This is a genomic window from Erythrobacter sp. (genome assembly GCF_023653175.1).
GTDB lineage: Bacteria > Pseudomonadota > Alphaproteobacteria > Sphingomonadales > Sphingomonadaceae > Erythrobacter.
Window position 1 is genome coordinate 21,186 of the sequence record NZ_JAMNXL010000002.1, and the last position, 11,295, is coordinate 32,480.

General features: G+C 66.0%; 8 protein-coding genes. 5 read left to right on the top strand and 3 right to left on the bottom strand.

Translation table 11 applies throughout. The features are described from left to right. Window positions 1–11: 11 nt before the first annotated feature. Window positions 12–2,852, bottom strand: coding sequence for a DNA polymerase I (gene polA, locus NBV68_RS00455; RefSeq protein WP_296306358.1), 2,841 nt, complete (start codon window positions 2,850–2,852; stop codon window positions 12–14). A 217-nt stretch (window positions 2,853–3,069) separates the two neighbouring features. Here polA and NBV68_RS00460 point away from each other — a divergent pair, with 217 nt between their 5' ends. Continuing rightward, window positions 3,070–3,357 (top strand): hypothetical protein, encoded by a 288-nt coding sequence (locus tag NBV68_RS00460; RefSeq protein WP_296306360.1) that lies wholly within the window; start codon window positions 3,070–3,072, stop codon window positions 3,355–3,357. Between the two features lie 88 nt (window positions 3,358–3,445). Here the strand turns inward: NBV68_RS00460 and NBV68_RS00465 are convergent, their stop codons facing one another. Next, window positions 3,446–4,492 carry a serine hydrolase gene (locus NBV68_RS00465; RefSeq protein ID WP_296306361.1) on the bottom strand — a complete coding sequence of 349 codons (1,047 nt, stop codon included), beginning with the start codon at window positions 4,490–4,492 and terminating at the stop codon, window positions 3,446–3,448. A gap of 295 nt (window positions 4,493–4,787) precedes the next feature. Here NBV68_RS00465 and NBV68_RS00470 point away from each other — a divergent pair, with 295 nt between their 5' ends. Continuing rightward, a complete protein-coding gene (locus NBV68_RS00470) occupies window positions 4,788–7,127 on the top strand; it encodes a DUF305 domain-containing protein (protein WP_296306401.1) in 2,340 nt (779 codons plus the stop codon). A gap of 115 nt (window positions 7,128–7,242) precedes the next feature. Then, window positions 7,243–7,809, top strand: coding sequence for a hypothetical protein (locus tag NBV68_RS00475; RefSeq protein ID WP_296306362.1), 567 nt, complete (start codon window positions 7,243–7,245; stop codon window positions 7,807–7,809). A 7-nt stretch (window positions 7,810–7,816) separates the two neighbouring features. Here the strand turns inward: NBV68_RS00475 and NBV68_RS00480 are convergent, their stop codons facing one another. Beyond that, window positions 7,817–8,680 carry a sterol desaturase family protein gene (locus NBV68_RS00480; RefSeq protein ID WP_296306363.1) on the bottom strand — a complete coding sequence of 288 codons (864 nt, stop codon included), beginning with the start codon at window positions 8,678–8,680 and terminating at the stop codon, window positions 7,817–7,819. Between the two features lie 228 nt (window positions 8,681–8,908). Between NBV68_RS00480 and NBV68_RS00485 the strand changes: the two genes are divergently transcribed. Together NBV68_RS00485 and NBV68_RS00490 are read left to right on the top strand one after the other, a co-directional pair. Then, complete coding sequence (locus tag NBV68_RS00485) at window positions 8,909–9,601, top strand: TonB-dependent receptor plug domain-containing protein (protein WP_296306364.1); 693 nt, start codon at window positions 8,909–8,911, stop codon at window positions 9,599–9,601. 12 nt (window positions 9,602–9,613) lie between these two features. Further along, complete coding sequence (locus tag NBV68_RS00490; protein ID WP_366067196.1) at window positions 9,614–11,233, top strand: TonB-dependent receptor; 1,620 nt, start codon at window positions 9,614–9,616, stop codon at window positions 11,231–11,233. The last annotated feature ends 62 nt before the right edge of the window (window positions 11,234–11,295 follow it).

Genomic DNA, 11,295 nt, shown 5'->3' on the forward strand with positions numbered 1-11,295 from the left:
CGGGGCGCAGACTAGTGTGCCGCGTCCCAGCTCAGTCCGGTGCCGATATCGACCCCTAGCGGCACGCTGAGCGCGACCGCAGGCAGCGCCGCCTCGGCCATCACCTGCCGGATGATCGGGGTGGCGGCCTCGACGCGGGCTTCGGGCAGTTCGAACACCAGCTCGTCATGCACCTGCAACAGCATGCGTACGTCGTGCAACCCTGCGTCAACCAGTGCGGGAAGCATCCGCGCCATCGCGCGCTTGATGATGTCGGCGCTGGTGCCCTGGATCGGCGCGTTGATCGCGGCGCGCTCTGACCCCTGCCGCTCGGCCTGGTTCTTGGAATTGATCCGCGGGAACCACGTCTTACGGCCGAACAGCGTCTCCGAATAGCCGCGCGCGCGGACGCTCTCCAAGGTCTCGTGGATATAGCGCTGGATGCCGGGGAAGCGCAGGAAGTAGGTGTCGATCATGCCTTGCGCTTCTTCCGCGGAGACCTCCAACCGCCCCGCCAGCCCCCAGCGCGAGATCCCGTAAAGTATTGCGAAATTTATGGTTTTAGCCCGCGCGCGGGTGTCGCGGGTGACCTCGCCGAACATCTCGCGGGCGGTGCGGGCGTGGATGTCCTCGCCTTGCGCGAAGGCCTCCTTGAGGCTGGCGACATCGGCCATGTGCGCGGCAAGGCGCAGTTCGATCTGGGAGTAGTCCGCGGCGAGCAGCACATTGCCGGGCTCGGGCACGAAGGCCTCGCGGATCTGGCGGCCGATCGCGGTGCGGATCGGTATGTTCTGCAAGTTCGGGTCGGTCGAACTCAATCGCCCGGTCTGCGCGCCCACCAGTGAATAGCTGGTGTGCACCCGCCCGGTATCGGGGTTGATTGCCGCCTGCAGCGCATCGGTATAGGTCGACTTCAATTTGGCGAGCTGCCGCCACTCCAGCACCTTGCGGGCAATCGGCGCACCTTCCACCGCGAGCTTTTCCAGCACCGAGACATCGGTCGAATATTGCCCGGTCTTGCCCTTCTTGCCGCCCTTGTAGCCCAGCTTGTCGAACAGGATCTCGCCCAGCTGCTTGGGGCTGCCGACGGTGAATTCCTGGCCCGCAAGAGCGTGAATCTCGCCCTCCAGCCGCCCGATCTCGATGGCGAATTCCTCCGAGAGCCGCGCCAGCCGCGCGCGGTCGACGCGGATGCCTTCGCGCTCCATCCCTGCGACCACCGCGATCAGCGGGCGGTCGACGCGTTCGTAAACGCGGCTACCCCCCTCCACTGCGAGGCGTGGCTTGAGGTGCGCGTGGAGCCGCCAGGTGATGTCGGCATCCTCGGCGGCATAGGCGGTGGCGCGGTCGAGCGGCACTTCGGCAAAGCTGATCGCCTTCTTTCCGGTGCCGCACAGGTCCTTGAACGGGATCGGGGTGTGGCCGAGGTGGCGCTGGCTCAATTCGTCCATCCCGTGGCCGCCACCGATGCCGTCCTCGCCGCGCCCCGCGTCGAGATCGAAGCTGATCACCATCGTGTCGTCGATCGGGCTGACTGCGATCCCCTGCCGCGCGAGCACGTTGAGGTCATACTTGCCGTTCTGGAAGATCTTCAGAACCGCCTCGTCCTCGAGCAGCGGCTTCAGCAGAGCGATGGCCTCGGCGAGCGGCACCTGCTCGGGCTTCTGGGCGAACATGTCCGTCCCCCCATGGCCCAGAGGAATGTAGCAGGCATCATTGGGCCCCAAGGCGAGGCTCACCCCGACCAGATCGGCGCGCATCGCGTCCAGCGAGGAGGTCTCGGTATCGACCGCCACGACCTGCGCGGCGCGGGCGCGGGTGACCCATGCTTCGAGGCGCTCCAAGGTCTGCACCGTCTCATAGGCGGCGTGATCGACCGGCGGCATTTCGGGGAGCGGCTGGCGGTTGCCCTCGCCGGCCACCGGCGCCGCCGCGCCCGCGGTGGAAGGCTTGGGCGGGTTCAGGTCGGTCGTGCGCGAAGGGCTCCCCGACCCCGCATCCAGCCGCCGCAGCAGCGAGGTGAAGCCGTGGAAGCTGAGGAAGGCCGCAAGCGGATCGGGCGGGATCGGGCCGAGCACCATTTCCTCGAGCGGTTGGGGGAGGTCGCAATCCTCCTTCAGTGTCACCAGCACCTTCGAAAGCTCGGCATCGCCGCGCCCCTCGATCAGCCGGTCGCGCAGCTTGGAGGGCTTCATCGCGGGCGCCGAATCGAGCGCCGCGGTGAGCGAGCCATGCTCGGCGATGAGCTTCGAGGCAGTCTTTGGGCCGATCCCGAAAATGCCCGGCACATTATCCACGCTGTCGCCCATAAGCGCGAGCACGTCGCCCACCAGCTCGGGGCCGACGCCGAATTTCTCCTCGACTTCCGCCAGCCAGATGCGCTGGTTCTTCATCGTGTCGAGCATGTCGATGCGGGCACCGTCCCGCTCGCCGATCAATTGCATCAGATCCTTGTCGGAAGAGACGATGGTGACATCCCACCCCCGTTCCTGCGCGCGGCGGGCGTAGGTGGCGATGAGATCGTCGGCCTCGAGCCCCTCGACCTCGATGCAGGGCAGGCTGAAGGCGCGGGTGGCGTCTCGGATCAGTGGGAATTGCGGCTTGAGATCCTCGGGCGGCTCGGGCCGGTTGGCCTTGTAGAGCGCGTAGAGATCGTTGCGGAAAGACACCCCGCTGGCATCGAGGATCACCGCAAGATGCGTCGGCCCGTCGGCCGCGTCGAGATCGGCGGCGAGCTTCCACAGCATCGTGGTATAGCCATAGACCGCGCCCACCGGCGTGCCTTCGGGGTTCGTCAGTGGGGGCAGGCGGTGATAGGCCCGGAAGATGTAGGACGACCCGTCGACGAGATAGAGGTGCTGCTTTTCGGCCATGGCAGCCTGCTAGCAGGCGCGGGCGCGCGCGGGTAGGGGGCTGCGTGCAGCTGGGCTTGCGGTGAAACTGCGGCAAATGTGGCAGGATTGCGGCGAAAGTGCCTTGTGTGCGAGGCCCGCGCGGCCTAGATTCACCCTCGAACCGGATCATCAGAACACCGGTCGGCGCGTCCTTGGGAGGGCGCGTGCCATTCGCAAGGACAAAGGACCACACGTCATGCGCAAGATCATCCTCGCCGCCGCCGTCGCCACCGCCGCGCTCGGCCTGTCGGCGTGCAGCAACAACACCGAAACCGAGACCGACGAAACGGTCGAGGAGATGACCACCGAAGCAGACGCGGCCGACAACGCTGGTGAAGCCATCGAGGACACTGCCGTCGAAAGCACTCAGGAAATCAAGGACGCCGCCGCCGAAGCCGCGAACCAGGCCGAGAAGACCACCGACGAAGTCGGCGACGACGCGCTGAGCGTGGTCGACCAGGCCGAGGAAGCCGGCGCCGAGTAAGCGCCTCGCTTCTCAGGAGGTCGGAACAAGCGAAGGGCGGCTGCCGAACGGCGCCGCCCTTTTTGCTGCCCGCCCTGTCGAAGGAGCCTCAGCCCCCGGTGGCGTAAGGCGCGCTCGCCCAGTTGCGGGTCGGATCCGCTTGGGCCTTGACCGCAAAGCCATCATAGAGCGCGCGGGCGATCGCGGCGATGCGCTCCTCGCGGGCCAGCTTGGTGCCCTGCCCGGTGACGTAGATCGCCACCGCGATCACGCGCCCGTCCGGGCATTCGATGAGGCCGATGTCGCTCGAGGTGTTGTTGAGCGAGCCGGTCTTGTGGCTCACCCGCGCTTCGAGCGGCATGGCGGCGGGGATGCGGCGCTTGCCGGTAACCGTGCGGCTCATCGCGCCGAGGATCACCTGGCGGCTCTGCTCGGAGAGATATTCGCCGCGGTAAAGCCCGGAGAGCAGGCGTGCCATGGCGCGCGGGGTGGCGGCATCGCGGCTGTCGATGTGGGTGGCGGGATTGTACTCGCCGTCATCGCGCACCAGCGTGGCGATGTCGCGGTTGATCGAGAAGGGGGCGATCCCCTTGCGCGCCATCCAGCTGTTGACAGCCTGGGGCCCGCCGACCGCGGCCAGCAGCGCGTCGGTCGCCGGGTTGGACGAGCGGGTGATCATGATCTCGATCAGGTCGATCGCCGGCATGTACTGCCCGGGCCGGACCGGCGCCTTGGCCGAGGAATACTTTGCCGAACGCACCGGCAGCATCAGCGGGAATTCGGATGTGAGCGAGTAGCGGCCCTGCTCGACCATCTCGAGATAGGTCGCCGCGATCGCGATCTTGCTGGTCGAGGCCATCGGGAAGAGCTGGTCGCCGAGCACCATCACCTCCTCGCCCGTCGCCAGATCGACCGCAGCCACACCGATGCGGCCCAGAGCCGGATTGGCGAGCTCGGCGATGCGCTGCTCGAAGGTCGAGGCGTAGACCGCATCGAAACTCTGCGGATCGCGCGGCTGGGTGCCGAAGGTGGTGTCGAAGGTCGCCTGCAGCTCGTCCTGGCTGTTCGCCGCAGCCGGGCTGGCGAGCGCCGCGAAGGAGGCCAGAAGGCCGGTGAGGGCCCCAATCATGCGGGAACGAAAACGGGGGCGTGCCATGGGGGCAAGTCTACTCCGACAGGGTTTCGGCGGGCTTAACGATGCACTTAGCCATGCGCGATTCGACGCGGCAAGGCCTCGTTCCGGCGCGTGCGGCAAACGGTGCGCCCAAAGCGATGGCGCGCAGGGGAGGCTGCGACCGGGGCGCTGCCACGCGCCGCAAGCGCGCCCAAGCCCCTGCTCGACGCGGGTCGGGGGTTCGTCGATTTCCATCTTGCGGGCCATTTGGCGGACTTGACTGCGCGAGGCACCGCGGCAGTCTGCAAGTCAATCTGATCCAAGGGGACCTATCGTGATGACCGACACCGCCTCCCGCCGCGCCGCGCGCGCCGGCCTTGCCGCCCTGCTGCTCTCCGCATCGGGCCTTGCCTTTGCTCAGAGCGCGGGGGCACCTGTGCCGATCGTGAAGCCCGGCGCGCCCGGGCAGGCCTCGAAAACGCTCTCGGCCGAGGAGGCGACCAAGCTTGCGCAGGCGAGCTACACCCCGGCGGATGTCGCGTTCATGCAGAGCATGATCGTCCACCACCAGCAGGCCGTCGACATGGCCAAGCTGGTCAAGGGCCGCACCAACACCGAAGAGCTCCAGACCATCGCCGGCCGCATCGAATCGAGCCAGGCGGATGAGATCACCTTCATGCAGACCTGGCTGAAGGAGCGCGGCGAGCCGCTCGAAGACCCGATGATGAAGGGTCATGCCGAGCATATGCACCACATGATGAAGGGCATGGCCTCGCCCGAGGCGCTGAAGGCGCTCGCCGCGGCCAAGGGCACCGAGTTCGACCGCCAGTTCCTGACCCTGATGATCGCCCACCACGATGGTGCGCTGACCATGGTCGAGGAGCTGCTCGACGAGGACGGCACCGCCGCCGATCCGGTGCTGTTCCAGTTCGTCGGCGATATCGAGAGCGAGCAGAAGGCCGAGATCGGCAAGATGGACAAGCTGCTCGCCGGGCTCTCGGGCGATCCGCGGGTCGGGCTGGCGGCAGGCTTCGACAATGCGGGCGAGGCGATCATGGGCCTCGTCAAGGTCGCGACGCTCGCCAAGCCGGCGGGCTTCTTCAACCCCGAGAACCCGGCCGACCTGCGCCCGCCGGTGCCGTCCAAGAAGGGCGAGGACGAGAAGGCGAAGATGGAAGAGGTCTCGCCTGCGGAAGCCGCCGCGTCCATAGTTGCGGACATCGCGGAAGATACGGCGGCCGCGCCCGCCGCAGCCCCTGCGGCCGCCGCCGCCACGCCCCCGGCGCGCGAGGAGGAAGACCTCACCGAATTCGCCGAGCGTTCCCCCCTGCTCGATTTCGCCAACACCGACATGGCCTTCTTCGGCGATGTGATGGTCGCAGGCTCCTATCACGGGTTCAACATCTACCAGCTGGGCGCCGACGGTGTCCCCGCGCTCAAGAGCAGCGTCGTCTGCCCCGGCGGGCAGGGCGATGTCTCGGTGGTCGGCAACCTCCTCGTCATGAGCGTCGAGCAGACCCGCGGGCGGATCGATTGCGGGCTCGAGGGCGCGCCGGGCAAGATCAACGAGGACCGCTTCCGGGGCCTGCGCATCTTCGACATCTCCGATCTTGCCGCCCCGCGTCAGGTCGGCGCGGTGCAGACCTGCCGGGGAAGCCACACCCACTCGGTGGTCAGCGCCGATCCCACCCGCGTCATCGTCTACAACTCGGGCACCTCGGGCATCCGCGACGAGAAGGAGCTGGCCGGCTGCATAGGCAGCACCCCGGGCGACAGCCGCACCGCGCTGTTCTCGATCGACGTGATCGAGATCCCGGTCGCGGACCCCTCCAAGGCGCGCATCGTCAAATCCCCGCGCGTCTTTGCCGACGAGACCACCGGCGAGATCGCCGGGCTCTGGAAGGGCGGCGATCACGGCGACGGCACGCAGAACACCTCGCGCACCGACCAGTGCCACGACATCACCGTCTTCCCGGCACTCAAGATCGCCGCCGGAGCGTGCTCGGGCAATGGCATCATCTTCGACATCGCCGATCCGCTGAGCCCCAAGCGCCTCGACGTCGTCACCGACACCGGCTTTGCCTATTGGCACTCGGCGACCTTCAACAATGACGGCACCAAGGTGATCTTCACCGACGAATGGGGCGGCGGCGGGCGGCCGCGCTGCAAGGCGTCCGACCCCAAGACCTGGGGCGCCAATGCAATCTACGACATCAAGGACGGCAAGCTCGTGTTCCGCGCGCATTACAAGATGCCCGCCCCCCAGACCGACAAGGAGAACTGCGTCGCGCACAACGGCTCGATCATCCCCGTGCCTGGCCGCGATCTGTTCGCGCAGGCCTGGTATCAAGGCGGCCTCTCGGTGATGGACTTCACCGACAGCGCCAACCCCAAGGAGATCGCCTATTTCGACCGCGGGCCGATCGACACGAAGCAGATGATCGTCGGCGGCTACTGGTCGGTCTACTGGTACAAGGGCCACATCTACGGCACCGAGATCACCCGCGGGATCGACGTCTTTGCGCTCAAGGCGGGCGACGAAATGACCGAAGCCGAAATCGCCGCCGCCAAGGCCGCCAAGTTCGAGGACAACCGCTTCAACCCCCAGACCCAGACCCGCGTGACCTGGGACAAGAGCGTGATCGAAGCGGCAGAGGCGAGCCGCAAGGGGGGGTGAGGGTCAGGAGCATTTGCCGGTTACAGGGCACAGGGGCAGCAGAGATTTGTTCTCGCCGCCGCTGTGCCAGACCGGACGGAAAGGGGGCTGGAAGATGCGATTAGGGGCGTTCTGCTTGATGCTGCTTGCCTTGGCCGGTGCGGGCAAAGCCTGTGCTCAACAGACTGGCACCTATTCTGTCGACAATCCGGACGACATCCGCCACCTTTGTCACGCAGTTGATGGCCAAGTTCTCAATGACAAAGGTATTGCATTCATTCGGGAGCCCGGAAGGATCGGTCAGTTCCCGCCGCCGGGCCGGAATTATCGGGTGTACGAGGACATTTTTCACTCGATGGCGGGCGTGATCCCGGGCGATACGCCCGAGATGATCAAGGCAAAAATGCAAGCCTTCTGGCTGCGTGACCGGGCAAAGCTCAAATGCCAGATGCTCGGCTTCAGCATCACTGGCGGCAACATTCTCAAACTGGCCGTCGAGAAGAACAGCCATCTGGTGCTCGGCGATGTGACGCGGCGCTGGAACCTCGATCTGAACCTGGTCGATCCTGCTGACGGCGAGACCTTGCTCGATTATGTCGACCGGGAATTGATCCGAGCGACAGGAAACGGGATGGAAACGGTGCTACGGCGCCACCAGGCACAGATTATAAAGTACGGAGCAAAGCGGGCCCGCGAGCTTTAGGGTTAGCCTACCCCTCAGCCACTTCCTTCTTCTCCAACAACGGCCTGAGCGGGAACAACCATTGCTCCTTGATCGACAGGCGCTTGCGATCATCCTGCCCGACGATCGCGCTCTCGCCGTCCTTGTAGGTGCCGAACACGCGGTCCCAGAAGATCACAGAGTTGCCGTAGTTGCAGCGCGTGTCCTCGTAGCTCGTCGCGGTGTGGTGCAGCGAGTGGTTGCGGATCGTGGTGAAGAAGTAGCCGTACCAGATCGGCGGATTGGCGCTGACATTGGCGTGGGCATAGGTCGCGATCACGCCGCCCGCCGTGATGCTGGCGAACAGGGCGCCCATGTCCACGTCGAGCAGCGCGGTGATGCCGATGCTGATCAGGAACAGCTCCACCGGGTTGCCGACGAAGCCCTTGGCGGCGTTCAGCTGCGTGATGTGGTGATGCGGCGCGTGGGTCAGCCACAGCGGCGTCCAGTTGTGCATCGCGCGGTGCATCCAGTACTGGCCGAGCTCGAACAGGAACAAGAGGATCATCGTCTGCACCAGGAAGGGCAGTTCCGCGAGCCACGGCGTGGCGATGCCCCAGCTCTCCTTCAGTGCGCGCAAGGGCGAGTTGATCAGCGCATCGGAGGCATAGCCGATCGCGGTGAAGCTGAGGGCGACATAGAAGATGTCGGTCGCCAGCTCGCGCCCGTTGATGCGCCAGCCTGCGTGGCGCTCGAACACCAGTTCGAGGGCTTGCACGAAGACGAGCGTGCCGAGCCCGACCGCCAGCAGCGACCATGGCGCCTCGACCCATGCGGCCGGCGCAAGGCCCCAGAAGGCGATGACCGCCGCGAGCGTCGCGGGCGGCAGCAGGTTGATGAGCGACTGTTTCACCGGATCGTTCCCCTGTTCGATCATGAGGCTCTAAGACCGCGTCCCTAAGCGAGAGAATACGCCATTGTGCGCAGAGGGCCAAGAGGGCGGCGGAGCGCTCTGTGACCGGCGGGCAACGTCCCCGAACCGTCACCTAACTTTCGTTATCTTGCCATTGATCCGCCCACGATCCGCAACATCGCGGGCCTAGGCGCGGCCCCCGCAACCACAACAAAAGGGGCACAGTCCATGAAAACCTCCGCACTGCGCAACGCGTTCCTCTCGGGCACCGCACTCCTCGTCCTCGCCATTCCCGCGCAGGCCTTCGCCGCCGAAGCCGAGGCCGAAACCACCGCTGCCGAAACCACCGACGAAGAAACCGCCGACGAAATCGTCGTCTACGGCAAGGGCGAAGTGCGCCAGGTGACCGAGATCGGCGCCGCCGACATCCAGCTGACCACCGCCGGCTCGAGCCCCTTCATCGCGCTGCGCAAGCTGCCGGGCGTCAACTTCCAGTCGGCCGACCCGTTCGGCACCTATGAATGGTCGACCCGCATCACGCTGCGCGGCTTCAACCAGAACCAGCTGGGCTTCACGCTCGACGGCGTGCCGCTGGGCGACATGAGCTACGGCAACACCAACGGGCTGCACATCAGCCGCGCGATCATCGCCGACAATATCGGCCAGACCCGCGTCAGCCAGGGCGCAGGCGCGCTCGGCACCGCCTCGACCTCGAACCTCGGCGGCACGATCGAATTCTTCAGCCGCGACCCGCAGGACGAGCTCGGGATTGCCGGCAACCTCACCTATGGCGACAGCAACACGATCCGCGCCTACGGCACGCTCGACACCGGCGATCTCGGCGGGTTCAAGGCCTATATCAGCGCCGCCCATATCGACGCGGAAAAGTGGAAGGGCTTCGGCACGCAGCGTTCGACCTAGGTCAACGCCAAGCTGGTCGCCGATGTCTCGGACAGCACCACCTTCACCGCCTTCGTCAACTTCTCCGACCGCAAGGAGAATGACTATCAGGATCTCAGCCAGGGGATGATCAACCGCCTCGGACTGGATTGGGACAACATCTCGAACGACTGGCCGCTCGCGGTGCGCCTCGCCTTCATCGGCGCCAACCGCGGCGATACCGGCGTGGTGGTCGGACCGAACACCTTCGGCACCACCTACCCTGCCCCCATCACCACGATCGACGATGCCTATTACGACGCAGCCGGCCTGCGCCGCGACTGGGTTGCCAGCGGGCGGATCGACCAGCAGTTCGGCGATACGGCGTCGGGCGGCCTGCAGGTCTACTACCACACCAACAAGGGCCAGGGTTCGTGGATCACGCCCTACCGCGCCAGCCCCGGCGGCCTGCCGATCAGCTTCCGCACCACCGAATACGAGATCGAGCGCATCGGCGTGCTCGGTGATGTCGAGATCGCATTCGGCGCGCACACCTTCAGCGTCGACCTGTGGTACGAGAACAACGACTTCGAACAGGCCCGCCGCTTCTACACCATGGGCACCAGCCAGACCGTGCCGGGCGCCAGCGCGCTCGACTACCAGACCAACCCCTTCTTCACCCAGTGGAACAACGCCTACAACACCCGCACCTTCCAGTATGCGGTGCAGGACGAGTGGGCCGTGACCGACGCGCTGACCGTGACCGCCGGGGTCAAGGGCCAGTCGGTAAAGCTCGAGGCGACCGCGATAAACCCCGTCCCGGGCCCGCTCGCGCTCGGCGAGATCAAGTCGGAAGACTTCTTCCTGCCCCAAGTCGGCGTGCTCTACACGCTTGGTGGCGGCAACGAGATCTTCGCCAGCTTCACCCAGAACCAGCGCGCCTTCACCGCCGCCGCGACCACTGGTCCCTTCGCGACCTCGGCCGCCGGCTTTGCCGCGCTGCGTGACCGGATCGAGCCGGAAAAGACCAACACCTACGAAATCGGCTTCCGCTTCGGCGAGGGCCAGTTCAGCGGCGTGATCGCGGCCTATCTGGTCAACTTCTCGAACCGCCTGCTCGCCATCCCGCAGGGCCCGGGCATCGTCGGCAACGCCGCGCTGCTCTCCAACGTCGGCGATGTGCGCTCGATCGGTGCGGAAATCGGCCTGCAGTGGCAGCCGGTGCCCGATTTCACCGTGACCGGCTCCTACGCCTATAACGAGAACACCTACCGCGACGATGTCGTCAACCAGTCGGGCACGGTGGTTCAGGCAATCAGTGGCCGCACCGTGGTCGACAGCCCCGAGAGCATCGCCAACCTCGAACTGGCCTATGACAACGGCACCTTCTACGCGCGCGCCAACGGCAACTACACCTCGGAGCGCTTCTTCACCTACTCGAACGACCGTTCGGTGGATGGCCGCGTGCTGGTCGATGCGCTGATCGGGGTGCGCCTCAACAGCGACAATCGCTGGCTCGACGGCCTCGCGCTCGAAGCGACCGTGACCAACCTCCTCGACGAGGACTATGTCGGCACGATCGGTTCGAACGGCTTCGGCTTTGCGGGCGACAACCAGACCCTGCTCGCGGGCGCGCCGCAGCAGTTCTTCGTGACGCTGCGCAAGGACTTCTGATGAGGGCCTGACACCTCATCGCTTTCTGGGGGTCGGCGGGCAGATGCTCGCCGGCCCCTTTT

What these genes read in the sequence shown, in the direction of transcription:
- NBV68_RS00470 (WP_296306401.1), top strand. Translation starts at nt 4,788, where the DNA reads ATGACCGACACCGCCTCCCGCCGCGCCGCGCGCGCCGGCCTTGCCGCC.
- NBV68_RS00465 (WP_296306361.1), bottom strand. Translation starts at nt 4,492, where the DNA reads ATGGCACGCCCCCGTTTTCGTTCCCGCATGATTGGGGCCCTCACCGGC.
- polA (WP_296306358.1), bottom strand. Translation starts at nt 2,852, where the DNA reads ATGGCCGAAAAGCAGCACCTCTATCTCGTCGACGGGTCGTCCTACATC.
- NBV68_RS00485 (WP_296306364.1), top strand. Translation starts at nt 8,909, where the DNA reads ATGAAAACCTCCGCACTGCGCAACGCGTTCCTCTCGGGCACCGCACTC.
- NBV68_RS00460 (WP_296306360.1), top strand. Translation starts at nt 3,070, where the DNA reads ATGCGCAAGATCATCCTCGCCGCCGCCGTCGCCACCGCCGCGCTCGGC.